Source organism: Microbacterium sp. LBN7 (assembly GCF_045690345.1).
Lineage (GTDB): Bacteria > Actinomycetota > Actinomycetes > Actinomycetales > Microbacteriaceae > Microbacterium.
Genome location: NZ_CP147856.1, coordinates 1090006 through 1114896, shown reverse-complemented (window position 1 = coordinate 1114896; position 24891 = coordinate 1090006). Strand labels below are relative to the sequence as shown.

Below are 24891 nucleotides of genomic sequence, written 5' to 3'. Positions count from 1 at the left end.
TCTTCGCCATCGCAGGACCTCCAGGAAACGTTTTCTCATCTCACGCTAACACAGCGGTCTGGCCGGGTGGCAAGGAAGTCGCTGCGGTCAGTGCGCGACGTGAGCGGTGCTCGCGCGGACGACCATCCGCGGCACGAGCGTCTGCCTGCCGGGGGCGGCATGCCCTTCCAGCTGCTCGTGCATCGCCTGCCACGCACGCGCTCCGAGTTCGTGCGCCGGCACGGCGGACGTGGTCAGCGGAGGGTGGGCGTGTGCGGCGAAGGGGATGTCGTCGAAGCCGACGACCGAGATGTCGGCAGGGACCAGGATGCCGCGATCGGCGAGCGCGGTGAGCAGCCCCATCGCGACCAGGTCGTTGAAGGCCAGAACGCCCGTCGCCCGCGAATCGACGACGGCATCCGCCGCCGCGCGACCGCTCTCGAAGTCGACGCCGGTCGGGATCTCGAGAACCTCGATCTGCGGCTGGTCGACCCGAGCGCGGGCGATGGCCTCTCGCCGCGCGTGGTGCGACGCGCTGCGGGTGCTGCCGGCGAGATACGCGAGGCGCGTGTGACCGAGCGCGCGCAGGTGCTCGATCTGCTCGCCGAGTGCCGCGCCGTAGTCGGCGGCGATCACCGGGATGTCGGGGAGCTCCTCGCGATTGATGACGACGGCGGGGGAGACGTCGGCGAGCAGGTCGGTCAGCTCGTCCGCGGGCATCCGCGGCGAGCACAGCACCAGGCCGTCGGTGCGTAGCCGTGTGGCCCGGGCGAGGGCGCGCTCGCTGTCGAGATCCTCGACCGAGTCGGCGATCAGCACGTGATAGCCGTCGGATGCCGCGGCATGGCTGAGTCCGCGCAGGATCGCCTGGAAGGTGGGATTCTCGAGGTCGGGGACGACCACGGCGACCGTCTGCGTGCGCCTCAGCACGAGGCTGCGCGCGACGGGGTTCGCGGTGTAGCCGAGCTCGGCGGCTGCGGCCTTGACGCGCGCGACCAGGGCGGGGTCGACCGTGGGGTTGTCGTTCATCGCCCGTGACACGGTCGACAGGGAGACTCCCGCGAGCCGGGCGACGTCGGTGATCCGAGTCCTCCGGCTCGACCGTGGCATCTCTCTCCCTCTGCGCGCCCGCGAATCGTCACCGGGCGGCGAACCAGGCCATCCTAGCGAGGGCTGTCCAGCGGCGGCTTCGGCTGAGATCGCGAGCGGAGCCGGGCGAGACCTCCGACGAGAAGGGCGACGGCGGCCCGTCGTCGCTTCTTCATGCGGACGCCTCCCGGTTCGCTCTCCCGATCGACAGTAGCCAATCTCGTTCGCGGCGGACGTCGGGGCCGCGGTGCTGCCTGACTGTCGATGAGATTCGTGGTGTCAGGACGTAGTGGCACGTCTCCGCCTGCGCGTGTCCTGCTTCACTGAGGTCGACCACCCCCGACGACCCCGAGGTGAAGAATGACCATCACTGACACGTCCGCCGCCTCGACGACGGCATCCTCCGTTCCTGTGATCGCGCATTGGATCGATGGCGCGCTGCGGCCGTCGGAGTCGGGGCGGACCGCTCCGGTCTTCAACCCGGCGACCGGTGCGGTGCAGGCGCATGTGGCGCTGGCGGATCAGGCCGAGATCGATGAGGCGATCGCGTCGGCGGAGGCGGGATTCCGGGTGTGGTCGGGGTTCTCGATCGCGAAGCGGCAGTCGGTGCTGTTCGCGTTCCGGGAGATCCTGAACGCCCGCAAGCAGGAGCTGGCGGAGCTGATCACTTCCGAGCACGGGAAGGTCGTGTCGGATGCGATGGGGGAGATCCTGCGTGGGCAGGAGGTCGTGGAGCTCGCGACGGGATTCCCGCACCTGATCAAGGGCGCGTTCAGTGAGAACGCGTCGTCGGGCATCGACGTGTACTCCCTCAAGCAGCCCTTGGGCGTGGTGGGGGTGATCTCGCCGTTCAACTTCCCGGTGATGGTGCCGCTGTGGTTCGTGCCGATCGCGATCGCGGCCGGCAACGCGGTGGTGTTGAAGCCGTCCGAGAAGGACCCGTCCGCCGCCCTGTGGCTCGCGCGGGTCTGGCAGGAGGCCGGGCTTCCCGATGGCGTCTTCACGGTGCTGCAGGGGGACAAGCTCGCGGTCGACGGGCTGCTCACCTCTCCCGTCGTGCAGTCGATCAGCTTCGTGGGGTCGACGCCGATCGCGCAGTACATCTACGAGACCGCGTCGAAGCACGGCAAGCGCGTGCAGGCCCTCGGTGGGGCGAAGAACCACATGCTCGTGCTGCCGGATGCCGACCTCGACCTGGTGGCCGACAACGCCGTGAACGCCGGCTACGGCGCGGCGGGCGAGCGCTGCATGGCGATCAGCGTGGTCCTGGCCGTGGAGCCGGTCGCGGATGATCTGATCGCGAAGATCACGGACCGCATCGCGGCTCTGAAGATCGGGAACGGCGCCGGCTTCGACGGCGTCGAGCCCGACATGGGCCCGCTGATCACCGACGTGCACCGCGACAAGGTCTCCTCCTACGTCGACATCGCCGAGGCCGACGGGGCGAGGATCGTCGTCGACGGGCGCGGGTTCACGGTCGACGGTCACGAGGACGGCTTCTTCTTCGGCCCGACCCTGATCGACGGCCTCCCCACGACCTCCCGCGCGTACACGGAGGAGATCTTCGGGCCGGTGCTCTCCGTCGTCCGGGTCGCCTCGTACGACGAGGGCCTCGCCCTGATCAACTCGGGCGAGTTCGGCAACGGGACGGCGATCTTCACGAACGACGGGGGCGCGGCCCGCCGGTTCCAGAACGAGGTGCAGGTCGGGATGATCGGCATCAACGTCCCGATCCCCGTCCCGGTCGCGTACCACTCGTTCGGCGGCTGGAAGAAGTCGCTGTTCGGTGACGCGAAGGCCTACGGTGTGCACGGCTTCGACTTCTTCACCCGCGAGAAGGCCGTCACCGCCCGGTGGATCGACCCCGCCACTCGCAACGACTCCGCCCACACCGGCATCAACCTCGGCTTCCCCCAGAACAACTGAGCCCTTCTTCTCGCCGAGAGAGGGGGGATCAGCGCTGCGTGAGCTGCAGGGCGCCCCAGAGCTCGGCGCGCGCCGCGAACGTGTCGAGGTCGAGCGCGAGCAGCGCGCCGGCGGCATCGACCCTGGCGCGCAGGGTATGCCGATGGATGCCGAGCGCCTTGGCCGCGGGATCCCACGCGCCGTTGTGCTCCAGCCAGACCTCGAGGGTGCGCCGCAGGTCAGCCGGGTCGTTGGCGCTCTCGAGCGGCAGCAGCATCCGTCTCGCGATGTCGTGCGCCTGCGTGTGCTCCAGGTGTCCGAGCAGTCCGGCCCCGGCGATGTCGTCGAATTCGGCGATCGGCTCGTGCGGCGTCGTCCGGGCCAGCGCCCGCTCGGATTCGGCCATCGCCTCGGTCAGCCGGTCCCAGCTCGCGGCCGCCGAGAAACCCGCGGCGACGCCGTGGCGATTCAGCAGCGCGAGCAATCCGGCTCTGCCGTCGTCGGGCGTGACCGTCACGACACGGTCGCCGCGCTCCGCGAAGAACACCGCTCCACGGCTCTCGACGGCGAGCAGTTCCAGGGCGGAGCGCAGGGCCTGCGCGCCGCCCTCCGCGTCGTCCGGCAGGGCGATGCCGCCGACCCGGAGAGGGCCGTCGGGGAGCGGCCCCCACAGGTGCGCCACGGTGCGCTGCGCTACCGCGGTGATGCCGGCCATGAGCAGCTCGAGCACGCCGGAGCGCAGGCGCCGCCGCGCATCGTCGAGCGTGCGGCTCTGTTCGAGAGCGATGCTGGCGAGCGCGATCACCGCATCGACGAGGTCGGCGCGTGCCCGATCGAGAGCCCCCGTGCCCGTGCCGACGGCCAGGATGCCGCGCAGATCTCCGCGCTGACCGAGCGTCTGCAGCGTGACCTCGTCCGCTCCGGTGACGCTGAGCCGCACGGCCGCCGTGCGGCTGCGCGCGAGCATGCTCGCCACGGCATCCTGGATCTCGGGTGCCATCGACGGCGGGATCTCCCGCAGCGTCGGCACCTTCACGCGCGCGCCGGAGGCGTCGAAGAGGGCCACCCAGCAGTCCAGGTTGCGCTCGAGCTCGCGGAGGATCTCGGCGAGTCCGTCGGGCCGCAGGGCCGCGCGGGCGACCGAGCGCTGCGCGCGCAGTGATCGCTCCAGCATCTGCCGGTCGTCGTCGGCCACCGCGTCGGAGATGAAGCGGATGATCCCCATGAACGGGGTGTCCCTCGGGACCTCGAGCAGAGGGAGGCCCCGGGCCGCGGCGGCCTCGGTCAGCTCGCTCGGGATGCGCTCGTGCACGATCCCGGTGGCGAATCCCAGCGCGAGCACGCCGTGATCGACGAGCCGCTGCACATAGGGGTGCGCCGGCTCGGGGTCGGGTGCGTCGAACTGCACGCCGTCGGTCAGCAGGAGACCCCCCGAGTCGAGCCAGGGGGTCGGATCGGGGAGGTCCGAGTTGTGCGCCCACAGGACGGCCTGCGCGAGCAGGGCGTCGTCGACGCCGCTGACCGGACGCAGGTCGAAGCGCGACTCGTTCAGCAGGGCGCGGAGAGTGGCGGGCACTCCCGCATCCTGTCCGATGCCGTTCTGTCCGTCAAGTGGCCGGTTGGTAGACGGATTGTCGCGATCTCTCCGCGCCGCGACCTGAGATGATCGGGGTGCCGCCGACTTCGAAGGGCCCTCCATGACGACCAGCACCCCCTCCGCCTCGACCCTCACCAACGCCGAGGTGTCGAACGCCGACCGCTCGCGGGTGTTCCACTCGTGGTCGGCCCAGGGTTCGCTCGCGCCGATGGCGATCGCCGGCGGCTCGGGCACCACGGTGTGGGATGCCGACGGCAATCAGTTCCTCGACTTCTCGAGCCAGCTCGTCAACGTGAACATCGGGCACCAGCATCCGAAGGTCGTCGCGGCCATCCAGGCGCAGGCGGAGGTGCTGACGACCGTCGCTCCCGCACACGCCAACGCCGTGCGCGCCGAGGCCGCGCGGCTGATCGTCGACATCGCTCCCGAGGGATTCGAGAAGGTGTTCTTCACCAACGGCGGTGCCGACGCGAACGAGAACGCGATCCGGATGGCCCGCCTGTTCACCGGGCGCGACAAGGTGCTCTCGGCCTACCGCTCGTACCACGGCAACACGGGAGCCGCCGTCGTCGCGACCGGCGACTGGCGCCGCATCCCCAACGAGTACTCCCGCGGACACGTGCACTTCTTCGGGCCGTACCTGTACCGCTCGGAGTTCTGGGCGACGACGCCCGAGGAGGAGTCCGCCCGCGCGCTGCACCACCTCGAGCGCGTCGTGCAGGCCGAGGGCCCCGACAGCATCGCCGCGATCCTGCTCGAGACCGTGCCCGGGACGGCCGGCATCCTCACGCCGCCGCCCGGCTACCTCGAAGGCGTGCGCGAGATCGCCGACCGCTACGGCATCCTGCTGATCCTCGACGAGGTCATGGCGGGCTTCGGCCGCACCGGCGAGTGGCTCGCGCTCGACGCCTTCGGCGTGCGCCCCGACCTCATCACCTTCGCGAAGGGCGTCAACTCCGGCTACGTGCCGATCGGCGGCGTCATCATCCCCGGTGAGATCGCACACCACTTCGATGAGCGCGTCTTCCCCGGAGGGCTCACCTACTCCGGCCACCCGCTCGCGGCCGCCAGCGTCGTCGCGACGATCGAGGCCATGCGCGAGGAAGGCGTCGTCGACAACGCGAAGCGCATCGGCGCCGAGGTCATCGGACCGCGCCTCGAGCAGCTCGCGGAGAAGCACGACGTCATCGGCGAGGTCCGCGGCAGCGGCGTCTTCTGGGCCGTCGAGCTCGTCGAGGACCGGGAGACACGGGCGCCGCTGCCGGCGGCCTCGATCGGTGCGCTCAAGAGCGATCTGCTCGCGCGCGGTCTGCTGCCGTTCTTCGCCGACAACCGCCTCCACGTCGTTCCGCCGTGCGTGATCACCGCGGAGGATGCGACACGGGGCCTCGACATCGTCGACGAAGCGCTCGCCGCCTTCTCGCGCTGACTCCGCGTCAGACCTTCTCGGTCTGCACCGAGCGGGCGATGCCGACCGCCTCGCACTCGGTGGTCTCGTTCGCGACGCCGAAGCGGATCAGGTCGTGGGAGTCCGTCCGGTAGTCGGGCGGCGCGGTCGCGAGAGCGGAGGCCTCCAGCAGGATGAACTCCGCTGAGGAGCCCACCACACGCAGGGCGCCCGCGGGAAGGCACTGCGCGACGAACTGGAACTCGCCGAGTCGCTGGTGGATCGTGGCTCCCGTGATCGACCAGGCGGTGAACTCGTTGGCCATCGCGGTGCAGATCCAGTTCTGCTGCGCCACGCCGGTCACGCGCAGCAGCGCGGTGTTCGCACGCAGGCGCTCGGCCTGCCGCAGCTCGAACAGGATGCCGACGGTGCCGGTCATGACGTCGACGAGGATGCGGGTGACCTGCGCGTCGACGAAGAGCTCGGTGTGCAGGAACGGGTTCTCGGCATCGTCGAGGTCGGGTGCCCGGAAGGGGACGCCGGCGAGCACATCGTTCACCTTCATGTTGCTTCGCCTTCGCCGTTTTCCCCAGGAACATCAACATTAGCCGTCCCTTGTTCACAGTTGGCTGATCGAGTGTGATGAATGCCCTGGCCGATCGGATCCGACCAGAATGATCGGGTGACGAGGTGCGTCCGGCACCGACGATGGTGAGGAAAGGAGGACCTCATGATCGGCACGCTCAATGCCCTGATCGATCTCGTCGACGCCGATGCGGGCGAGGAGATCGACGTCGTCGGGTTCGCCCGCGAGCACGGCACGACCGAGTACCACCTGCGTCGGATGTTCTCGGCACTGGCGGGGATGCCGCTCTCGGAGTACGTGCGTCGGCGGCGGATGACGCTGGCCGGAGCCGAACTCGTGGCCGGCGCCGCGAACATCCTGGACGTGGCGGTGCGCCACGGCTACGGCTCGATCGAGGCGTTTGGCCGCGCGTTCCGCGCCGTGCACGGGATCGGCCCGAACGATGCGCGTCGAGACGGGGGGCCTCTCCGCACACAACCCACGCTCCGGTTCCGCCTGAGCGTCGAAGGGAGAACCCCGATGGATGTCACCATCACGCAGCAGCCCGAGCTCGTCCTCGCCGGTCATTCGGCCGAGGTCCCGCTCATCCACGAGGGCGTCAACCCTCACATCCAGCAGCACATCGCCGCCATCCCGCCGAGCGAGCACGCTCGCCTCAAGGCGCTCGGCGACGCCGAGCCGAGCGGCATCCTGGCGGTGACCGCCGATGTCGAGCCCGACGCGCCGGAGGGCAGCATGCTCACCTACCTGCACGGGGTCGCCCTGCAGGCGTCGACGCCGGTGCCCGACGACCTCGACGCCATCCGCCTCGAGGCGGGTGCGTGGGCGGTCTTCGCGTCGAGCGGCCCGTTCCCCGAGACGCTGCAGAACCTGTGGGCGGCGACGGCGACCGAGTGGTTCCCGTCGAACCCGTGGCGGCTGCGGCCCGGTCCGTCGATCGTCCGGTATCTGGAGTTCACCGGGACGACCGCGTCCTGCCAGCTCTGGCTGCCGATCGAGCAGGGCTGAGCACCCGGCCGGGCCGGGGAGCGCGATCACCGCGGTCCCCGGCCCGATGTCGGCGGGCCCTGCCACACTGGTGGCACGAACACGGAGGCGTGCCATGGCTACCGATCCCAAGAAGACACTCGACGCGTATCAGGCGAAGCGCGGCGTGATCCGCCTGGTCGAGGTGCCGCCCCTGCAGTATCTGATGGTCGACGGCACCGGCGATCCCAACACGGCGCAGGCGTATCAGGATGCCGTGACGGCGCTGTTCCCCCTGGCATACACCCTGAAGTTCGCGAGTCGCGAGAAGCTCGGCATCGACACCGTGGTGATGCCGCTCGAAGGGCTCTGGCATGCGCCCGACATGGAGTCGTTCACCTCGCAGCGCGACAAGTCGGCCTGGTTGTGGACCCTCATGATCATGGTCCCCGACCACGTCACCCCCGAGATGTTCGCCGATGCGGTCGCGAGCGTCGAGACGAAGGCGGTCAAGAAGAAGGAGCAGCCGTCACCCGCGCTCCCGTCGGTGCGCCTCGAGACGCTCGCCGAGGGGCTGAGCGTGCAGACGCTGCATGTCGGACCGTTCGACGACGAGGGACCGGTGCTCGACGACCTGCACCATCGCTTCATCCCCGAGAACGGGCTGGAGATGACCGGGCTGCATCACGAGATCTATCTGAGCGACATGCGTCGCGTCGAGCCGTCGAAGCTGCGCACGATCCTGCGGCAGCCGGTGGCGAGAATCGACGGATCGGCGGGCGAGTGACCCGGTGGTGAGGAAGGCAACCCCCTCGGCACCCCGCCCACGACCGGCGTAGTCTGCAGCGATGACCACCGCCAAAGATGCCGCGCGCGCGGCCCAGCGCTCCGACGGGTTCCGCCGGATCGCTCGTGTCGGCTTCGTCATCGTCGGGGTCATCCACATCATCATCGGATGCCTCGCCGTCTCGCTCGCCGTGGGCGCCGGCGGCGACGCCGACCAGGACGGCGCCATGGAGCAGGTGCGGCTGAGTCCCGTCGGTGGGCTGCTGCTGGGTGTGATCGCGGCGGGGCTCATCGGCCTCGCCGGGTGGCAGATCGCGAGCGCCTTCCTCGCCTCCGACCCGGCGGACACGAAGAAGTGGGGCAAGCGGGTCAAGTTCTTCGGCATCGCCCTCGCCTATCTCGTCATCGCCGGGATGGCCCTCATCGTCGCGTTCGGCGGCCGGGTCTCCTCCGAGAAGGCCTCGCAGACCCTCAGCGAGGTGATGCTCGCGGCACCCGCCGGCGTCGTCGTGCTCGTCATCATCGGACTCACCGTCAGCGGGGTGGGCGTCGGGTTCGTCGTGAGCGGCTTCACGCGCGGTTTCGAGAAGCTGCTCGATCTGCCCTCCGGCGCCGAGCGCGGCGGCATCGTGACCTTCGGAGTGGTGGGCTACATCGCCAAGGGCATCGCGGTGGCGGTGACCGGCGTGCTGTTCGTGGTCGCCGCGTTCACGAACGACCCCGAGAAGTCGGCGGGTCTCGACGGTGCCCTGCGCAGTCTGGTCGCACTCCCGCTCGGACCGGCGATCCTCTGCGCGGTGGGCGTGGGGCTCGCCGTCTACGGGCTCTTCTGCATCGCGCGCTCGCGCTACGCGCGGATGTAGTCGCACACGGGGATCAGGTGGTCGCCGGCTTCTCGCTCCAGACGAGGAGGAAGGCGCCGAGGCCGATCATGAGGGCCCCACCCGTCGCGCCCATCGCCTCGATCCGGCGCGGGGACCGCCCGAACCAGTCGCGTGCCGCGCTGGCCAGAAGCACCCAGACGGCATCGCAGGCGACGCCGATCGTCACGACGATCACCCCGAGCACGAAGAGCTGCGTCGGGACGGAGCCGGCGTGCAGGTCGACGAACTGAGGGAGGATCGCCAGGAAGAAGGCGATCGACTTCGGGTTCGTGACGCCGACCACGAAGCCCTCGAGAAGCAGCCGCGGACGCGAGCGCTGCGGCTGCGCACCCGACATCGCGCTCGCCGCGTCCTTCCGGTGCCTGATCGCCTGGATGCCGAGGAACACCAGGTACCCGGCGCCGAGGACCTTCACGATCGTGAACAGCACCGCCGACTGCGCGACCACGGTGCCGACACCCAGGGCGACGGCCACCACGAGCACGATCGAGCCGACGGCCGTGCCGAGGATGCTGAGGAAACCGCCCAGGCGCCCCAGCGCCATCGCGCGCCCGATCGTGAACAGCACGGTCGGACCGGGGATGACGACCATGACGAAGGCCGCGATGATGAAGGTCACGAGGGTCTCGGCGCTGAACATGGTGCGAGCTTACTGTCACGGATCGTCGAGGTGCCCGGTCATAGCCGACAGAGCGGGCGCATTCGGCGCCCCCCTTCACGGAAGGAATCCCATGTCGAAGATCGTCGTCATCGGAGGCACCGGTCTGATCGGATCCAAGGTCGTCCGACTGCTCGCCGAACACGGACACGAGGCCGTCGCCGCATCGCCCAACACCGGAGTCGACACGCTCACCGGAGCCGGGCTCGCCGAGGCTCTCGCCGGCGCATCGGCGGTGCTCGACGTGTCGAACTCGCCGTCCTTCGCCGACGCCGATGTTCTCGCCTTCTTCACCACGGCGACGGGCAACATCACCCGGTTCGCGTCGGAGGCAGGCGTCGGTCACTATGTCGCGCTCTCGGTGGTCGGAGCGGAGCGCATGACCGACAGCGGATACATGCGCGCCAAGGTCGAGCAGGAGCGCCTGATCGCGGACTCGGGGGTCCCGTACTCGATCGTCCACGCCACGCAGTTCTTCGAGTTCGTCGGCGCGATCGCCGGAAGCGCGACCGTGGGCGACGAGGTGCGCCTCTCCTCGGCTCTCATCCAGCCCATGGCCGCGGACGACGTCGCGACGGCCGTCGCCCGCGCCACCGTCGGGTCGCCGACGCGCGGGATCACCGAGGTCGCCGGTCCCGAGCAGTTCACCCTGGCGGACTTCGTGCGGACCGGACTGACGTTCCGCGAAGACCCGCGACCGGTGGTGGTCGACCCCGACGCGACCTACTTCGGCGAGCGGCTCACGACCGAGATGCTGCTCCCGGGCTCCGGGGCGCAGATCTTCGAAACGCGCTTCGCCGACTGGCTGCCGCTGAATCCGCCGCCCACGCGCTGACAGCTCTCCACGACGAAGGGGCCGGGATCCTGATGGATCCCGGCCCCTTCTGCATGCTTCCCGCACTTCGACGCGGGCGCCGATGAGTCCTGTTCCGCCGATGACGACGATGTTCATGGTGACTCCCTCTGGAGCGCGGATGCGATGAGAGTGATGTCGCCCCACAGCTAGGTCCGCGCGGCACCCGCGATTGTGACGGGTGCGCGCCGACTCTGCTCAGGAATCCCAGTGCCGCAGCTTGTCCGGGTTGCGGACCGACCATAGCGTCACGATGAGCCCGCGACGTGCGACCGCGCTGACGGTCGCGACGACCTCGCCGTCGCGCCGCGCCACGATGCCCGGTGCGCCGTTGATGCCCACGACCGCGAGGTCGGGCGGATACGACAGCAGCTCGACCGCCGCGACGTCGCGACCGATCAGCTCGCCGCCGAGGTCGAGCGGACCGCCGTCGACGACCATCGTCACCTCGGCGTCGAGCAGCCTCCGGATCCCGGCCGCATCCTTGACGATCATCGCGGTCGCGAGCGCAGCGACGAGCTCCGCGTCCTGCACGCTCTCACGTCGTCGTCGCCACCACCGAGACGGACGTGTCGTCATCCCCGAACCAGCTCGGCGTTGCCGAGCTTGTCCGGAGCCATGACCCAGAGCACCTGTTCGATGCCGTCCTCTCCCGTGACGACGGTGACCAGCGTCGTCACCTCGCCGTCGACGAGGAGAGTCGCCGCAGGTTGGCCGTTCACCTCGACCCAGCCGATGGTCTTCCCCGTCCAGAAGTGATCGGCGAAGGCGGCGGTGAACTTCGCGACCCGCGTGCGGCCGAACATCGGGATCCGGGCGGCGAGTTTCACCCCGTTGCCGTCGGTGTAGCTGACCACGTCGGCGGCGAAGATCGATTCGAGGGCGCTCACGTCGCCGCGCTGTGCGGCGGAGAGGAAGGCCTCGAGCAGTCGGCGCTGCTCGCTCTTGCTCGCCTCGGCCTTCCGCGCCGAGGCGAGGTGACCGCGGGCGCGGCTCACCAGCTGCCGGGCGTTGACCGCCGTCGACGAGATGACCTCGGCGATCCGCGGGTAGGGGTAGTCGAAGGCCTCGCGAAGCACGTAGGCCGCGCGCTCGGTGGGGGTGAGCTTCTCGAGGAGGATGAGCACCGCGTACTGCAGAGCCTCGCCCTTCTCGGCGCCGAGAGCGGGGTCGTCGTCGGTGTTGACCGGTTCCGGGAGCCACGGACCGATGTAGGTCTCGCGCCGCGAGTGCGCGGACTGCAGGGCGTTGATGGAGAGCCGGGTGGTGATCGTCGCGAGGAAGGCGGCGGGTTCGCGGATGTCGGCGCGATCGGTGCTCTGCCAGCGGATCCAGGTCTCCTGCACCATGTCCTCGGCATCCGAGACGGTGCCGAGCATCCGATAGGCGATGCCGAAGAGTCGCCGCCTGTGTGCATCGAAGACGGCGATCGCGTCGTCCAGCTCGGTGATCGGCTCCTGCTGCATGCGGCTCCACCCTTCGTGGTCATCGTACGCGCGCCGTCGCGCACGCACCTGTCTCCAGCTGCGACCGGACAGCGGTCGGATCCGTGACACCAGCTGTGACCGGACAGCGGTCGGATCCGTGACATCGCCCCGTCCGCGCCGTCAGGTGAGAAACTGGAACGATGAGCAATTCGCCCGCAGTCGACGTGATCGCCCCTCTGAGCGAGGCCGAGGTCCGCCGCATCCGCGAGGACTTCCCGATCCTGCAGACGCAGGTGCAGGGGCATCCGCTCGCCTACCTGGATTCGGGGGCGACCTCGCAGCGGCCGCTCGCCGTCCTGGATGCCGAGCGCGCGTTCGCGACGACCATGAACTCCGCCGTGCACCGCGGCGCTCACACCCTGGCCGCCGAGGCGACCGAGCTCTTCGAGGACGCCCGCAGCACGGTGGCGCACTTCGTGGGCGCCGACGACGACGAGATCGTCTGGACCTCGAATGCCACCGAGGCGATCAACCTGGTGGCCTACTCGCTGTCGAACGCGTCCGTCGGCCGCGGGGGAGCGGCGGCCGGACGACTGCGTCTCCGCGAGGGCGACGAGATCGTCACGACCGAGATGGAGCACCACGCCAACCTCATCCCGTGGCAGGAGCTCGCCGCCCGCACCGGTGCGACGCTCCGGGTGATCCCGCTGGATGACGACGGCGCCCTCCGCCTCGACGTCGCGGCCGACCTCATCACGGAGCGCACGAAGCTCGTCGCGTTCACGCACGTCTCGAATGTGCTCGGCGTGATCAATCCGGTCGATCAGCTCGTCTCGCTCGCCCGCGGGGTCGGAGCGCTGACTCTGCTCGACGCCTGCCAGTCGGCCCCGCATCTGCCGCTCGACGTGCGCGCGCTCGACGTCGACTTCGCCGTGCTCTCCGGCCACAAGATGCTCGGACCCACGGGCATCGGCGCGCTGTACGGTCGGCGTGCGCTGCTGGAGGCCATGCCGCCGTTCCTCACCGGCGGCTCGATGATCACCACCGTCACCACGACCGAGGCCGAGTACCTTCCGCCGCCGCAGCGGTTCGAGGCCGGAACGCAGCGCGTCTCGCAGGCGATCGCGCTCGCCGCCGCCGTGGACTACCTGACGACTGTCGGGATGCCGCGCATCGCGGCCCATGAGGCGGCGTTCGGTCGGCGACTCGTCGACGGACTCGCCGCGATCGACGGCGTGCGCGTCCTCGGCGCCGGTATCGATCTGCCGCGGGTAGGGCTCGCGAGCTTCGACGTCGCCGGCATCCACTCGCACGACGTGGGCCAGTACCTCGACGACCTCGGCATCGCCGTGCGCGTCGGGCACCACTGCGCCCAGCCGCTGCATCGCCGCCTCGGCGTCACCTCGTCGACGCGGGCGAGCACCTATCTCTACACGACGGATGCCGAGGTCGACGCGGTGATCGACGGCGTCGCCGGCGCGATCGACTTCTTCCGGAGGGGCGCATGAGCGATCTGCAGAATCTGTACCAGGAGCTGATCCTCGACCATTCCCGCACGCCGCACGGGTACGGGCTGCGTGACGAGATCCCCGCGCAGTCGCATCAGGTGAACCCGACGTGCGGGGATGAGGTGACCCTGCAGGTGCACCGCGCCGCCGACGGGACCGTCGAGGCGATCGCCTGGGAGGGGCACGGCTGCGCGATCTCGCAGGCCTCCGCCTCTCTGCTCGCCGAACTCGCGGAGGGTCTCTCGGTCCAGCAGCTCGAGGTCCGGATCGCGGCGTTCCGCGAGGCCATGCGCTCGCGGGGGAAGATCGAACCCGACGAGGAGCTGCTGGGTGACGCGGCCGCGCTCGGCGGGGTCTCGAAGTACGTGGCCAGGGTCAAGTGCGCGATGCTCGCCTGGGTCGCCGCCGAGGACGCGCTGACGCGGAGCTGACTCCGCGCGGGACGCGGTCACACGGCGTCACGTCCGGGAATAGCCCCGGCGCTGCGGCGTTGCCCCGAGCATGACAACTCTCGGAATCATCGGTGCAGGACACATCGGCAGCCAGGTCGCGCGGGTCGCGGTGGCGAACGGCTACGACGTGGTGATCGCCAACTCGCGCGGCCCGGAGACTCTCGCCGACCTCGTCGCAGAGCTCGGACCGCGGGCGACCGCGGCCACCGCGGCAGAGGCGGCGACGGCCGGCGATGCCGTCGTCGTGACGGTACCCCTGCACGCGATCGATCGCCTGCCGGTCGAGGAGCTGGCGGGCAAGATCGTCCTCGACACCAACAACTACTACTTCGAGCGGGACGGCCACATCGAGGCGCTCGACAAGGGCGAGACGACGACGTCGGAACTGCTGCAGCGCCAGCTTCCCACCTCGAGGATCGCCAAGGCGTTCAACCACATCTACGCCGCCGCGATCACGAGCGAGGGGACCCCGGCCGGCACCCCCGACCGCCGGGCGCTCGCCACCGCGGGTGACGATGCCGAGGCCGTGGCCTTCGTCACGCGCTTCTACGACCAGGCCGGGTTCGACACCGTCAACGTCGGACCGCTCAGCGAATCCTGGCGCGTCGAGCGCGACCGTCCGGCGTACGTCGTGCGGCAGAACGCCGAGGAGCTCGAGGCCAACCTCGCGATCGCGAACCGCCTGCCCTGAACGGCGGCCCCGCCGCTCGGGGTCCCCTCCCGTCACGGTTGGGATACCAAAAGTTGGTGAACCGTCGTCCAGGTGAGAGAATGCGGACATGACGGCGGCGGGGGCGACCGGCGAACTGGAGTCGGTGAGGGTGACGCGTATTCTGCGCGACGACATCGTCCTGGGTCGACGACTTCCGGGATCGCGACTCGTCGAACGGGACATCGCGGCCGAGCTCGATGTCTCGCGCCTCCCGGTGCGTGAGGCCATCCGCACGCTGGTCTCGGAGGGTGTCGTCGTCGCGCGACCGCGCAGCTGGGCCGTGGTGCGGGAGTTCACGCAGCGCGACATCAGGGACTTCGCCGAGGTGCGCGAGTCCGTCGAGACGCTCATCTTCGTGTTCGCCGCCGAGCGACACGATGAAGCCGGCATCGCGCGACTCCGAGACGTGTACGAGCGGGAGCTCGCCGCCGCGCAGGCGGGCGACGCGGAGGCCGCCCGGATGGCGGCGGGGGAGTTCCACGAGGTCGCGGCCGTCCTCGCCGGGAACGACATGCTGTGCGAACTGATCGACGTCTTCGCGACCCGTCTGCGCTGGCTGTTCGGGCAGCACGACGATCTGCTGGCGATGGCGGCCGAGCACCGCGCGATCCTCGAGGCCATCAGCGCCCGCGACACGGATGCGCTGCGCCGCATCGTCCCCGAGCATCTCGCGAGCGGCCAGCTGGCGGCCCAGCTGCGGCTCGCGGACAACGACGTCGTGATCTGACCCGGCGACGCGCGAGCGGCGACGGGTGGGTCGGCCCGCGCCCCAGTTGTATATTGGGCACATCGGAACGGTTCCGGAGCTGTCGCGATTGCCCTGGGGAGCGAGATGCGGAATCTTGCTGTCGTCGTCGGAAGCCTGCTGCTGGTCGGCGGAGCCGTCGTCGTGATGGTCGCCGATCAGGAGCGCGCCTCGGCCGTCGCCGAGGTGAAGGCGCAGATCGAGCAGGTCGAGCAGGAGCTCGATGCGTCGCGCGGCGAGAACCTCGAGCTCGCCGAGAAGCTCACGACGTTGCGCTCCCAGATCGCCGAACAGGACGCCAAGCTCGCCGACACCACCGGATTCCTGAAGTAATGCGCCGGATGCTGGCGGTCATGGTCGTGTCCGCGATCCTGCTCTGCGCCGGCATCGCGGCGCGCGCCGCCGGACTCGACCAGGAGCGGGCGGAGGCCGTCGCTGAGCTCCGTGCGCTGGCAGCCCAGTCGCACTCCGCCGCGCAGCGCACCGACTACCTCGAAGGCGCCGTCGACCGGGCCGAGCAGGACGCGGAGGATCGTGCTGCCGTGCTGGAGGTGCGCCCGGCATTCGTCACCGAGCTCGCGGGGTTGAGCGCGGCGCTCGACGGGGCGCAGGGCAAGGTCGACACCGCGACGCATCTCGCGTCGGCGCTCTCGACACAGCAGACGGTCCTCGCGGAGAAGGCGGATCCCGCCACCGTGGTGGCGGCGACGGCAACGATCCACGCACTGACCGCCAAGGTCGGCTCCGAGGTGGCGAGCTGGGAGTCGGTCCAGGCCGCGCAGTATGCCGGCCCCGACGGCCCCCCGTGGGCGACGAGCGGTCCGGGCGGCTACGCCAGGGTGCGCGCGGCTCTCGACCGCGTCGGGGGTGCGGGTGTGGGTCTCTACGAGTCGTCGTCCTGCGCCGGTGGGAGCGCGCCGGCCTGTGCGAACAGCAACGGGTACATCAAGTACCGCGCCGATGTCGCCGACTGGGACGAGGGGCGGTTGAACTGGGCGATGGCGCACGAGCTCGCGCACATCTACCAGTTCCGCGTCTGGGGCTCCCTGACCTCGTCGTCGGCGTACGACTCGATGTTCGGGTCCGATCCCGAGTTCCTGGCGAACTGCATGGCCGTGGTCCGCGGCTATCCGGGCTCGGTCGGCTGCGACGGCGATCAGCAGGCCTGGGCATCCGGGATCTGGGTCGGCGCGGTCCAGTGACCGCTCTGTCGCGCGGTCAGGCGACGGGCGTCGTCGTGTCGATCGCCGCGCGCAGGGGCCGGCGCATCGCCCGCCAGTAGCCCGACGGCGTGGCGCGCACCAGCACGTCGATCAGGCGGGCCTCGCGCCCGACCATCGTGCGCGCCGCGCGGCGCTCCGTCGCGCGGATGATCCGGGCCGCGGCATCCGTGGGCTCGGTGTGGTACATCGCCGCCTGCGCGGCGGCGGCTCGCGCGGCGACATCGGGATCGATCGCCGCGGCGTAGCGGCCGTGCAGGATGATCCCGGTGCGCACGCCGGCGGGATACACCGCGCCGACCGAGACCGTGCTGCCCTCGAGCTCGTGCCGCAGCGCCTCGGAGAACGCCCGCACCGCGAACTTGCTCATCGCGTAGGGGATCCGTCCCGCGGGAGCAGCCAGGGCGTAGACGCTGGCGAGGTGGGTGATGTGCGCGGCGGGGGCTGCGCGCAGCGCCGGGAGCAGCGCCTTGGTGACCGAGACCGTTCCCCAGAGGTTGACGTCGGTGAGCCAGCGCATCTCCTCCATCGTGAGCTGGTCGAGGGTGCCCAGCATCGACGAGCCGGCGCAGGTGATCAGCGCATTGATGCGCGGGTGCGCGCCCGTGATCTCCGCGACGCCGGCGAACACGGCGTCATCGTCGCGGAGGTCGATGACGTGCGTCGTGACCGTGGACCCGCGAAGCCCGTCGGCCAGCGCCGACAGGGCCGCCGCGTCGTGGTCGATCAGCGCGAGATGCGCTCCGCGGGCCGCGAGGAGTCGGGCGATGTCTGCGCCCATGCCGTTCGCCGCTCCCGTGATCACGGTGGTGCTGCCGACCAGGTCGAGATGCTTCATGCGGCCTCCTGCGGACGCGTCACGGGTCGCACCGGGCGAATGTCGGACCGATGGGGGATGCTGAACCGGTACCCATTCTCACCCACACCGCTCCGGCGGCATACCGGTACGCTCGAGGAGAGGAGGTCGCGGTGGGACGAACAGCGGATGCCATCGCCGAAGGCGTTGCGATCGCGACCGCTGCCGCGCGCCTCGCCGTGAAGAACCACATCCTCGTGGGCACCATCGCCGAGGACGGCGTCTTCGACACCGACAAGTACATCGCCGACGCCCGCGAGGCGCTCGGAGCGATGGCCGCCGAGGCCGAAGAGGCCGCCGCGAACGTGACGGCCCTGCGCAAGCGCGCTCGCGGTCGTCACTCCGATCCGCACGGCACGCATGACTACCGCGACCGCGATGTGCGCAACCTCCGCCGACGGGCCAAGCAGTCCACCGGCGTCGCCGTGAAGCTGCGCGAGATCATGCAGGACCGGCAGCGGCTGAGCGTCATCGTGGAAGAGGCGCGCGAGGCGGCCTGGGCCGACGTGCGGCACAACCTCGACCGCCGACTGCGGGTGGAGGGCATGCGTCCTGACCAGGATCCGGAGTACGGCAAGATGCGCGAGGCGCGCATGCAGGCGCTCCGTCTCGTCGACCTTCAGGCACTGTCGTCCGAGCAGCGTGCACGGGCGAAGCGCCGCAAGAAGCAGGAGACGGCCGACGCCGCCTCGGAGTGAGGCCTCGTTTCGCTTTCGCGTCGGGACTGTTGTAGGCTTATCGTCGGCCCGCTGAGCTTCACCGCAGCGCGAGTCATGCGCCCGTAGCTCAATGGATAGAGCATCTGACTACGGATCAGAAGGTTAGGGGTTCGAGTCCCTTCGGGCGCACACTGTGTTGAGACAGTGACAGAGACCCCGTCGCGAAAGCGACGGGGTCTCTGCTTCGTCCGGGGTCTCGCGTGCGACCGGGCGGTGCTCCCGACCCGCTCATCAGCCCACGACGCCGATCCCGCTGAGCGCCTTCTGGTCGAGGGGTGCATCCGAGGTCACGGCATCCACCAGGGCCAGCGTCGCCTGCGCCGAGAGACGCGGACCCTCCGGCCCCCGGATCCCGGTGATGGTCGGCAGCGGAGCGAGGATCAGTCCCGCATCGACGAAGCCGAGATGGGCGACGCCGTCGAGCGTCACGCGCTCCGCATCCCCGTGCGCGAGGAAGCCGTTCACCGCGGTCTCGTACTCCGGGTTGGGGTCGCTGTCTCCTGCGACGAGGAAGACCACGGGGCGGCCGAGGTCCGTGCCGGCGGGGGATCGCGGCATCCCGTCGATGTCGATCACGCCCCGGATCCGATCGTCCATCCGTGCGGCCTCGACCGCGGCGGCGCCGCCGAGCGAATGCCCGGCTGCGATGATGAGCGACGGATCCGCATGGTCGAGCGCCGGGAGCCCGGCGTCTCCTCGATCGATCCGGTCGATGACCGCGCTGATGTCCTGCGCGCGGATCGCCGCCGCGGCGTCGGCTGCGGCCTGGTCACGCTCGTCATCTCCGGTCGCGACGAGCTCGCTGTCGGCCGTCGAGCCGTCGGCCAGCTCGGCGGATGCCGAGTCGTAGGGGTGATCGAGCGCCACGACGATGATGCCGTGGCTCGCGAGCTCCTCCGCCCACGAGGTCATCAGCCATCGGGTGCTCCCCGAGCCCGGTGATGCGATGACCACGGGGAAGCGGCCGTCGGTCGGAGGGGCATCCTCGGTGGCGTTGGCGCGAGCGCGGGCGACGCCGTCGAACATCAGGGCGGGCATGCCGTACTGGGCGGCCAGCCCGCCGGTGAGCTCATCCACTCGTCCTCGATCGGGGAGGTAGGCGGCGGCCTCGCCCGAGGCGGAGGCCGGGTACCAGACCGTGGCCGGGATCGATCGGGATTCGCCTTCGCCCCCGTCGCCGCCGCGCGCATCGCGGGTGTCGTCTATCCACACCGTCGACCCCACACCCACGGCCTGCGGGCCGGACGGCACGGGCACCCGCAGCGGTGGCAGTCCCCACGCGGCACCGGCGACGATGACGAGCGCGGCCACGACGACGACGGATGCCGCACGGGACAGCACCGTGAGCCGGCCGGACCGCGCCCACACGGCGAGACCGGCGACGAGCGCACCGCAGACGGTCAGAGCGATGACCTGCCAGCGGTCGCCCTCCACCCACCACGCGACGCCGAGAAGGATGAACGCCGCACCGCCGACAACCGAGACCGGAGTGAGGGAGCGCTTGCGTGTCGTGAGCGCGGTGAGGAGGGTGGCGATGAGGCCGACGGCCACCGCGATGTCGAGCCAGGGCATGTATTCCACGCTAGGAGCCGGCGCCTGCACGGGTCGTCATCCTCGGGGTGGAATCCGATACCTCGGGAGGATGAGCCGCACCGCGTCAGAGCAGGCTCGTGATCGCCGGGTCGCGGCGGGCGACCTCAGCGGCGGTCGACAGGATGACCTTCCGCATGGCGGCCACGGCGACGGCCGGCGTCACGTCCGATCGGTGTGCGAGGCTCACGATCCGCGTCATCATCGGATGCGTCAGCCGCACCGATCGCAGCGCCGGCTGGTCGAGCAGCACCATCGCCGGCACCACCGCGACACCGAGCCCGCGCTCGACGAAGCGCAGCACGGCGTCCATCTCGGCGCCCTCCAGCACATGCGTCGGCGTGAGCCCCACAGAGCGGAAGGCGGCGTCGGTCGTGGCGCGCAGCTCGTAGGTCTCGTCGAGCGCGATCAGCGGGAGGGTGGCGAGATGCTCGAGTCCGATCGCAGGTGTCACCGCCACCGGTGGCCGGGATGCCGCAGAGACGACGACGAGCTCCTCGGTGAGCAGCGGTGTGCGCGTGAGACTGAACCCCGATGGCGGCGGTCCGTCCGATTCGGTGATCAGCGCGATGTCGACGGCGCCGACGGCGAGCTGCTCCACGAGGAGGCGCGAGCCGCTCTCGATGAGGTGCAGATCGACGTCGGGGTGCGCGGAGTGGAAGACGCTGATCGCCTCGGCGACGAGACTGATGCACAGCGTCGGAGGAGCCCCCAGTCGCACGCGCCCGCGGCGCAGGCCCTGCAGCTCGTCCATCTCCTCGCGGATGGCCTCGGCCTCGGCGAGCATCCGCTGAGCGCGGGGGAGCAGCGTCTCTCCGGCGGAGGTGAGAGCGATGTGACCGCGTGCGCGATGGAACAGCTCGGCCCCCAGCTCGCGCTCGAGCGTCGAGATCTGGCGGCTCAACGAGGGCTGCGCCAGATGCAGGTGCTCGGAGGCGCGGGTGAAGTGGCCGAGTCGTGCCACCTCGACGAACCCGCGCAGTTGCTCGAGGTTCATGACCATAGCCTACCTGCATGGTTCGAAGTCGAACTATGCATTGGAGTTATTAGGATCGCCTAACTAGCGTGAAATGCATGAGTACACGCGAACGTCAGATCTCCACTACCGTCCTGGTCATCGGGACCGGTGGTTCCGGGCTGCGGGCGGCGATCGAGGTCGCCGAACACGGCATCGACGTCCTCGCCGTCGGCAAACGCCCCCGACAGGATGCCCACACCTCCCTCGCCGCCGGCGGCATCAACGCCGCGCTCGGCACCATGGATGCCGATGACAGCTGGCAGCAGCACGCGGCGGACACGATCAAGGAGAGCTACCTCCTCGCCAATCCGCACACGGTCGAGATCGTGACGCAGGGAGCGGAGCGCGGCATCCGCGATCTCGAGCGCTGGGGCATGGACTTCGCGCGCGAGGACGACGGCCGCATCTCGCAGCGTTTCTTCGGCGCCCACACCTTCCGTCGCACGGCCTTCGCCGGCGACTACACCGGTCTCGAGATCCAGCGCACCCTCGTGCGCAGGGCCGAGCAGCTCGAGGTGCCGATCCTCGACCACGTCTACATCACGCGTCTGCTCGTGCGTGACAACGTCGTGTTCGGCGCCTACGGCTTCGACCAGGCCGACGGCACGCGCTACCTGATCCACGCGGATGCCGTGATCCTCGCCGCCGGCGGGCACAACCGCATCTGGCGTCGAACCTCGTCGCGTCGCGATGAGAACACCGGCGACTCGTTCCGCCTCGCGGTCGACGCCGGGGCCCGGCTGCGCGACCCGGAGCTCGTGCAGTTCCACCCGTCCGGCATCATCGAGCCCGAGAACGCCGCCGGCACGCTCATCTCCGAGGCGGCCCGCGGCGAGGGCGGCATCCTGCGCAACGCGCTCGGCGAGCGGTTCATGGAGAGGTACGACCCCGAGCGCATGGAGCTGTCGACGCGTGACCGGGTCGCGCTCGCCGCGTACACCGAGATCGCGGAGGGACGCGGCACCGAGAACGGCGGCGTCTGGCTCGACGTCTCGCACCTGCCGCGCGAGACGATCATGACCCGGCTGCCCCGCGTCTACCAGACGATGATGGAGCTGCAGATGCTCGACATCACGACCGATCCGATCGAGATCGCCCCCACGGCGCACTACTCGATGGGCGGCGTGTGGGTGCGGCCCGAAGACCACCAGACCGACGTCGACGGACTCTACGCGATCGGCGAGGCCTCGAGCGGACTGCACGGCGCGAACCGCCTGGGCGGGAACTCGCTCATCGAGCTGCTCGTCTACGGGCGCATCGTCGGGCAGGCGGCCATGGCGCACGCGGCCGGGCTCGATGCACAGCGGCGCTCGCCGGAGGCGGTCGCTCAGGCACGCGCCGAGATCGCCGATCTCCTCGCCGCCGACGGCCGCGAGAACGTCCGGGCGCTGCAGCGCGCGATCCGCAACCTCATGACCGAGTACGCCGGCGTGGTGCGCTCGGAGGACGGGCTGCGCGCAGGGCTCGCCGACCTCGACATGATCGAGGGGCGCATGGAGGACGTCGGCATCCACCCCGACATCGCCGGATTCCAGGATCTCGCGCACGCGTTCGACCTCAAGGCGTCGGCGCTCGCCGCTCGCGCCACGCTCGAGGCGGCGCTGGAGAGACGGGAGACCCGCGGATGCCACAACCGCAGCGACTTCCCCGACAGCGACCCGACGCTGCAGGTGAACCTCGTGTGGAGCCCGCGTGACGGCGTGACCCGGGAGGCCATCCCGGAGATCCCGGCCGAGATCGCCGAGCTCATGCGCGAGGTCGACACCGAGGGCAAGCTCGTCGAGTAGATTCGACGCTTCGACAGGCTCAGCGACCCATCCCCGGATCACTGAGCCTGCCTCTGGGGCCCTGAGCCTGTCGAAGAGCCCGCCTCTGGGTCCCTGAGCCTGTCGAAGAGCCCGCCTCTGGGTCCCTGAGCCTGTCGAAGGGCTCAGCCGGCCTGCGGCTCTTCCGTGTCGATGACCCCGATCCCGACCGCCTCATGGTCGGGTTCGGGGTCATCGCGCTTCGGGGCCTTCGGCTCCTCGCCGGGGTCCTTCTCGGTGCTGGGCTCCTCGAGCTGCTCCGTGGTCGGAATCTCCTCCGGGTCTGCCTGCTCGGGTGATTCGGCCTCGGCAGGCGTCGTCGCCTCGCCGGATGATTCGGCGTCATCCGTCGTGTGCACCTGCTCGGGCGTCTGGGCGTGCACCGTGTCCTCGTCGACGGCCGGTGTCGTTCCCTGGTCTGGCATGCTGTCGGTCATGATCGTCCCTTCTCGATGTCGTCACGATCAGGATGCCGCGTCACCCCTCCTCGATGAAGGGGCTTGACGAGCGTCAGGTCAGCGGGGGTGAACCGAGTGCGGGAATGCGGCGTAGCCTGGACCTGTGACTGCGTATGTCTCGGCCTTCGACCTCTTCTCCATCGGAGTGGGACCTTCGAGCTCCCATACGGTCGGACCGATGAGGGCGGCTCTCGCCTTCGCGCAGCGGCTGGACGCGAGCGGCGCGGTGGACCGCGTCGCCCGTATCGGCAGCACGCTCTACGGCTCCCTCGGCGCGACCGGGATCGGCCACGGCACACCGGATGCCGTCGTCGCCGGGCTCCGCGGGCTCTCGCCGGAGACATGCGACCCCGCCGAAGTCCGCTCGGCGTGGACCGCCTACACGCCCGGCGAGCCGCTGAGGCTGAACGGCGTGCACGAGGTGGCCTTCGCGAAGGAGGACATCGTCTTCGAGCCGCGCACGCGCCTCCCCGGCCACCCGAACGCCATGACCATCACCGCGTGGGACGCCGACGGCGGTGTCGTCGCCGAAGACACCTACTACTCGATCGGCGGGGGCTTCATCCGCCGCGACGGCGAGGAGGCGAGGCTCACGACCGGCAGCTTCCCCTACGCGTACACGGATGCTGCGTCGCTGCTCGCCCTCTGCGACGAGAACGGGCTGTCGATCGCCGAGCTCGCGCGACTCAACGAGTCCTCGGTGCGAGGCGAGGACGAGGTCGCCGCGGGGCTCGATGCGATCTGGAACGCGATGTCCGCCTGTGTCGACGCGGGGCTGCATTCCGACGGTGTCCTGCCGGGGATGCTGAAGGTGAAGCGTCGCGCCGGCACGATCCGCGCGCAGCTCGAGGAGTCCGAAGCCGACGGGCACCGTGAGCTCCCGGGCGAGTGGCTCGGTGCCTTCGCTCTGGCCGTCAACGAGGAGAACGCGGCCGGCGGTCGCGTCGTCACCGCTCCGACCAACGGTGCCGCGGGCATCCTCCCGGCGGTCGGCATGTACTGGTGGCGGTTCATGGCCGACTCCGGGCTCGGAGCCGGCAATGCCGTCACCCCCTACGGAGAGCTGGTCGGCAGCGCCCTGCTCGGATTCGATGGCTCGCGGTCGTCGAGCGACGAGGCGAAGCGCGACGACGACCTCGTCGCGGAGGCGAACCGCCGCCGCGGCATCCGTCGTTTCCTGCTGACGGCGACGGCTCTCGGATCGCTCTTCAAGGCGAACGCGTCGATCTCGGGGGCGGAGGGCGGATGCCAGGCCGAGGTCGGCTCCGCGTGCGCGATGGCGGCCGGCGGCCTCACCGCGGTGATGGGCGGCACGAACCGCCAGATCGAGAACGCGGCCGAGATCGCGATGGAGCACCACCTCGGCCTCACCTGCGACCCGATCGGCGGGCTCGTGCAGATCCCGTGCATCGAGCGCAACGCGATCGCCGCCTCGACTGCGGTCACCGCCGCGCGGCTCGCGCTGCGCGGCGACGGCAGCCACTACGTGTCGCTGGATGCCGTCGTCGAGACGATGCGTCAGACCGGGGCCGACATGTCGACCAAGTACAAGGAGACCAGCGAGGGCGGCCTCGCGGTCAACGTCATCGAGTGCTGACCCCTCCCGTCTCGCCGAGCGCTCCCCTTGTGCACGAGCGGCCCCTCGGTGCGCGCCCTCACGGGGGCCACTCGCATGAGAAGGGGTGGGTCGC

25 protein-coding genes and 1 tRNA gene are annotated in these 24891 nt (G+C 70.2%); 16 read left to right on the top strand and 10 right to left on the bottom strand.

The window, feature by feature from the left end; genetic code table 11:
• Nucleotides 1–87: 87 nt before the first annotated feature.
• Nucleotides 88–1089 (bottom strand): LacI family DNA-binding transcriptional regulator, encoded by a 1002-nt coding sequence (locus LBN7_RS05405; RefSeq protein ID WP_407361195.1) that lies wholly within the window; start codon nucleotides 1087–1089, stop codon nucleotides 88–90.
• Between the two features lie 339 nt (nucleotides 1090–1428).
• Between LBN7_RS05405 and LBN7_RS05400 the strand changes: the two genes are divergently transcribed.
• The gene (locus tag LBN7_RS05400; protein WP_407361194.1) at nucleotides 1429–2994 is read left to right on the top strand and encodes a CoA-acylating methylmalonate-semialdehyde dehydrogenase; all 1566 of its coding nucleotides are present in this window, start codon (nucleotides 1429–1431) and stop codon (nucleotides 2992–2994) included.
• Nucleotides 2995–3022: 28 nt separating this feature from the next.
• On the opposite strand, the gene LBN7_RS05395 is transcribed toward LBN7_RS05400, so the two are convergent.
• Nucleotides 3023–4549 carry a PucR family transcriptional regulator gene (locus tag LBN7_RS05395; RefSeq protein WP_407361193.1) on the bottom strand — a complete coding sequence of 509 codons (1527 nt, stop codon included), beginning with the start codon at nucleotides 4547–4549 and terminating at the stop codon, nucleotides 3023–3025.
• A 121-nt stretch (nucleotides 4550–4670) separates the two neighbouring features.
• Between LBN7_RS05395 and LBN7_RS05390 the strand changes: the two genes are divergently transcribed.
• The gene (locus tag LBN7_RS05390) at nucleotides 4671–5999 is read left to right on the top strand and encodes an aspartate aminotransferase family protein (protein WP_116634299.1); all 1329 of its coding nucleotides are present in this window, start codon (nucleotides 4671–4673) and stop codon (nucleotides 5997–5999) included.
• Between the two features lie 7 nt (nucleotides 6000–6006).
• Here the strand turns inward: LBN7_RS05390 and LBN7_RS05385 are convergent, their stop codons facing one another.
• A complete protein-coding gene (locus LBN7_RS05385; RefSeq protein WP_116634300.1) occupies nucleotides 6007–6522 on the bottom strand; it encodes a hypothetical protein in 516 nt (171 codons plus the stop codon).
• A gap of 165 nt (nucleotides 6523–6687) precedes the next feature.
• Between LBN7_RS05385 and LBN7_RS05380 the strand changes: the two genes are divergently transcribed.
• The 3 genes from LBN7_RS05380 (at nucleotide 6688) to LBN7_RS05370 (ending at nucleotide 9158) form a co-directional block, all read left to right on the top strand.
• Entirely contained in the window at nucleotides 6688–7551 is an 864-nt protein-coding gene (locus LBN7_RS05380; RefSeq protein ID WP_407361192.1) for a GyrI-like domain-containing protein, read from the top strand.
• A gap of 94 nt (nucleotides 7552–7645) precedes the next feature.
• On the top strand, nucleotides 7646–8296 hold the full coding sequence (locus tag LBN7_RS05375; protein WP_407361191.1) for a GyrI-like domain-containing protein: 651 nt from the start codon (nucleotides 7646–7648) through the stop codon (nucleotides 8294–8296).
• Between the two features lie 61 nt (nucleotides 8297–8357).
• Complete coding sequence (locus LBN7_RS05370; RefSeq protein ID WP_116634303.1) at nucleotides 8358–9158, top strand: DUF1206 domain-containing protein; 801 nt, start codon at nucleotides 8358–8360, stop codon at nucleotides 9156–9158.
• Between the two features lie 13 nt (nucleotides 9159–9171).
• Here LBN7_RS05370 and LBN7_RS05365 read toward each other — a convergent pair whose 3' ends face one another.
• Complete coding sequence (locus LBN7_RS05365) at nucleotides 9172–9819, bottom strand: LysE family translocator (protein ID WP_407361190.1); 648 nt, start codon at nucleotides 9817–9819, stop codon at nucleotides 9172–9174.
• Nucleotides 9820–9910: 91 nt separating this feature from the next.
• On the opposite strand from LBN7_RS05365, the gene LBN7_RS05360 reads away from it, so the two are divergent.
• Nucleotides 9911–10672, top strand: a complete 762-nt coding sequence (locus tag LBN7_RS05360) for an SDR family oxidoreductase (RefSeq protein ID WP_407361189.1) — start codon at nucleotides 9911–9913, stop codon at nucleotides 10670–10672.
• Nucleotides 10673–10888: 216 nt separating this feature from the next.
• On the opposite strand, the gene LBN7_RS05355 is transcribed toward LBN7_RS05360, so the two are convergent.
• Both LBN7_RS05355 and LBN7_RS05350 read right to left on the bottom strand, forming a co-directional pair.
• Nucleotides 10889–11269: a siderophore-interacting protein gene (locus tag LBN7_RS05355; RefSeq protein WP_133192778.1), complete on the bottom strand. Its 381-nt coding sequence runs from the start codon at nucleotides 11267–11269 to the stop codon at nucleotides 10889–10891.
• Complete coding sequence (locus tag LBN7_RS05350; RefSeq protein ID WP_407361188.1) at nucleotides 11266–12156, bottom strand: RNA polymerase sigma-70 factor; 891 nt, start codon at nucleotides 12154–12156, stop codon at nucleotides 11266–11268. Before LBN7_RS05350 ends, LBN7_RS05355 begins: the two co-directional genes overlap by 4 nt.
• 161 nt (nucleotides 12157–12317) lie before the next feature.
• Between LBN7_RS05350 and LBN7_RS05345 the strand changes: the two genes are divergently transcribed.
• From LBN7_RS05345 to LBN7_RS05320, 6 genes are all read left to right on the top strand, one after another.
• Nucleotides 12318–13625 carry an aminotransferase class V-fold PLP-dependent enzyme gene (locus LBN7_RS05345; RefSeq protein WP_407361187.1) on the top strand — a complete coding sequence of 436 codons (1308 nt, stop codon included), beginning with the start codon at nucleotides 12318–12320 and terminating at the stop codon, nucleotides 13623–13625.
• Entirely contained in the window at nucleotides 13622–14056 is a 435-nt protein-coding gene (sufU, locus tag LBN7_RS05340; protein ID WP_407361186.1) for a Fe-S cluster assembly sulfur transfer protein SufU, read from the top strand. The genes LBN7_RS05345 and sufU overlap by 4 nt, the downstream gene beginning before the upstream one ends.
• 70 nt (nucleotides 14057–14126) lie before the next feature.
• Nucleotides 14127–14768, top strand: a complete 642-nt coding sequence (locus tag LBN7_RS05335) for an NADPH-dependent F420 reductase (RefSeq protein ID WP_116634311.1) — start codon at nucleotides 14127–14129, stop codon at nucleotides 14766–14768.
• Between the two features lie 88 nt (nucleotides 14769–14856).
• Nucleotides 14857–15516, top strand: coding sequence for a GntR family transcriptional regulator (locus tag LBN7_RS05330; protein WP_407361185.1), 660 nt, complete (start codon nucleotides 14857–14859; stop codon nucleotides 15514–15516).
• Nucleotides 15517–15621: 105 nt separating this feature from the next.
• Nucleotides 15622–15867: a hypothetical protein gene (locus LBN7_RS05325; protein WP_116634313.1), complete on the top strand. Its 246-nt coding sequence runs from the start codon at nucleotides 15622–15624 to the stop codon at nucleotides 15865–15867.
• A 20-nt stretch (nucleotides 15868–15887) separates the two neighbouring features.
• On the top strand, nucleotides 15888–16736 hold the full coding sequence (locus LBN7_RS05320) for a hypothetical protein (protein ID WP_243408828.1): 849 nt from the start codon (nucleotides 15888–15890) through the stop codon (nucleotides 16734–16736).
• Nucleotides 16737–16752: 16 nt separating this feature from the next.
• Here LBN7_RS05320 and LBN7_RS05315 read toward each other — a convergent pair whose 3' ends face one another.
• A complete protein-coding gene (locus LBN7_RS05315; protein ID WP_407361184.1) occupies nucleotides 16753–17592 on the bottom strand; it encodes an SDR family NAD(P)-dependent oxidoreductase in 840 nt (279 codons plus the stop codon).
• A gap of 131 nt (nucleotides 17593–17723) precedes the next feature.
• Between LBN7_RS05315 and LBN7_RS05310 the strand changes: the two genes are divergently transcribed.
• A complete protein-coding gene (locus LBN7_RS05310) occupies nucleotides 17724–18308 on the top strand; it encodes an asparagine synthase (RefSeq protein WP_116634316.1) in 585 nt (194 codons plus the stop codon).
• Nucleotides 18309–18385: 77 nt separating this feature from the next.
• A tRNA-Arg gene (locus LBN7_RS05305) sits at nucleotides 18386–18458 on the top strand.
• Nucleotides 18459–18560: 102 nt separating this feature from the next.
• Here the strand turns inward: LBN7_RS05305 and LBN7_RS05300 are convergent.
• On the bottom strand, nucleotides 18561–19901 hold the full coding sequence (locus LBN7_RS05300) for an alpha/beta hydrolase family protein (RefSeq protein ID WP_407361183.1): 1341 nt from the start codon (nucleotides 19899–19901) through the stop codon (nucleotides 18561–18563).
• Nucleotides 19902–19986: 85 nt separating this feature from the next.
• Nucleotides 19987–20922 (bottom strand): LysR family transcriptional regulator, encoded by a 936-nt coding sequence (locus LBN7_RS05295; protein WP_116634318.1) that lies wholly within the window; start codon nucleotides 20920–20922, stop codon nucleotides 19987–19989.
• Between the two features lie 71 nt (nucleotides 20923–20993).
• On the opposite strand from LBN7_RS05295, the gene LBN7_RS05290 reads away from it, so the two are divergent.
• On the top strand, nucleotides 20994–22724 hold the full coding sequence (locus tag LBN7_RS05290) for an L-aspartate oxidase (protein ID WP_407361182.1): 1731 nt from the start codon (nucleotides 20994–20996) through the stop codon (nucleotides 22722–22724).
• A 143-nt stretch (nucleotides 22725–22867) separates the two neighbouring features.
• Here LBN7_RS05290 and LBN7_RS05285 read toward each other — a convergent pair whose 3' ends face one another.
• Nucleotides 22868–23179 (bottom strand): hypothetical protein, encoded by a 312-nt coding sequence (locus LBN7_RS05285; protein WP_407361181.1) that lies wholly within the window; start codon nucleotides 23177–23179, stop codon nucleotides 22868–22870.
• Nucleotides 23180–23303: 124 nt separating this feature from the next.
• On the opposite strand from LBN7_RS05285, the gene LBN7_RS05280 reads away from it, so the two are divergent.
• Nucleotides 23304–24797, top strand: coding sequence for an L-serine ammonia-lyase, iron-sulfur-dependent, subunit alpha (locus tag LBN7_RS05280; protein ID WP_407361180.1), 1494 nt, complete (start codon nucleotides 23304–23306; stop codon nucleotides 24795–24797).
• Nucleotides 24798–24891 lie beyond the last annotated feature (94 nt).

Excerpts from the sequence above, each read along its gene's own strand:
- LBN7_RS05330 (WP_407361185.1), top strand. The coding sequence starts at position 14,857 with ATGACGGCGGCGGGGGCGACCGGCGAACTGGAGTCGGTGAGGGTGACG.
- LBN7_RS05400 (WP_407361194.1), top strand. The coding sequence starts at position 1,429 with ATGACCATCACTGACACGTCCGCCGCCTCGACGACGGCATCCTCCGTT.
- LBN7_RS05290 (WP_407361182.1), top strand. The coding sequence starts at position 20,994 with ATGAGTACACGCGAACGTCAGATCTCCACTACCGTCCTGGTCATCGGG.
- sufU (WP_407361186.1), top strand. The coding sequence starts at position 13,622 with ATGAGCGATCTGCAGAATCTGTACCAGGAGCTGATCCTCGACCATTCC.
- LBN7_RS05370 (WP_116634303.1), top strand. The coding sequence starts at position 8,358 with ATGACCACCGCCAAAGATGCCGCGCGCGCGGCCCAGCGCTCCGACGGG.
- LBN7_RS05385 (WP_116634300.1), bottom strand. The coding sequence starts at position 6,522 with ATGAAGGTGAACGATGTGCTCGCCGGCGTCCCCTTCCGGGCACCCGAC.
- LBN7_RS05355 (WP_133192778.1), bottom strand. The coding sequence starts at position 11,269 with ATGACGACACGTCCGTCTCGGTGGTGGCGACGACGACGTGAGAGCGTG.
- LBN7_RS05335 (WP_116634311.1), top strand. The coding sequence starts at position 14,127 with ATGACAACTCTCGGAATCATCGGTGCAGGACACATCGGCAGCCAGGTC.
- LBN7_RS05360 (WP_407361189.1), top strand. The coding sequence starts at position 9,911 with ATGTCGAAGATCGTCGTCATCGGAGGCACCGGTCTGATCGGATCCAAG.
- LBN7_RS05375 (WP_407361191.1), top strand. The coding sequence starts at position 7,646 with ATGGCTACCGATCCCAAGAAGACACTCGACGCGTATCAGGCGAAGCGC.
- LBN7_RS05285 (WP_407361181.1), bottom strand. The coding sequence starts at position 23,179 with ATGACCGACAGCATGCCAGACCAGGGAACGACACCGGCCGTCGACGAG.
- LBN7_RS05295 (WP_116634318.1), bottom strand. The coding sequence starts at position 20,922 with ATGGTCATGAACCTCGAGCAACTGCGCGGGTTCGTCGAGGTGGCACGA.
- LBN7_RS05380 (WP_407361192.1), top strand. The coding sequence starts at position 6,688 with ATGATCGGCACGCTCAATGCCCTGATCGATCTCGTCGACGCCGATGCG.
- LBN7_RS05315 (WP_407361184.1), bottom strand. The coding sequence starts at position 17,592 with ATGAAGCATCTCGACCTGGTCGGCAGCACCACCGTGATCACGGGAGCG.
- LBN7_RS05390 (WP_116634299.1), top strand. The coding sequence starts at position 4,671 with ATGACGACCAGCACCCCCTCCGCCTCGACCCTCACCAACGCCGAGGTG.
- LBN7_RS05365 (WP_407361190.1), bottom strand. The coding sequence starts at position 9,819 with ATGTTCAGCGCCGAGACCCTCGTGACCTTCATCATCGCGGCCTTCGTC.
- LBN7_RS05350 (WP_407361188.1), bottom strand. The coding sequence starts at position 12,156 with ATGCAGCAGGAGCCGATCACCGAGCTGGACGACGCGATCGCCGTCTTC.
- LBN7_RS05405 (WP_407361195.1), bottom strand. The coding sequence starts at position 1,089 with ATGCCACGGTCGAGCCGGAGGACTCGGATCACCGACGTCGCCCGGCTC.
- LBN7_RS05345 (WP_407361187.1), top strand. The coding sequence starts at position 12,318 with ATGAGCAATTCGCCCGCAGTCGACGTGATCGCCCCTCTGAGCGAGGCC.
- LBN7_RS05325 (WP_116634313.1), top strand. The coding sequence starts at position 15,622 with ATGCGGAATCTTGCTGTCGTCGTCGGAAGCCTGCTGCTGGTCGGCGGA.
- LBN7_RS05320 (WP_243408828.1), top strand. The coding sequence starts at position 15,888 with ATGGTCGTGTCCGCGATCCTGCTCTGCGCCGGCATCGCGGCGCGCGCC.
- LBN7_RS05300 (WP_407361183.1), bottom strand. The coding sequence starts at position 19,901 with ATGCCCTGGCTCGACATCGCGGTGGCCGTCGGCCTCATCGCCACCCTC.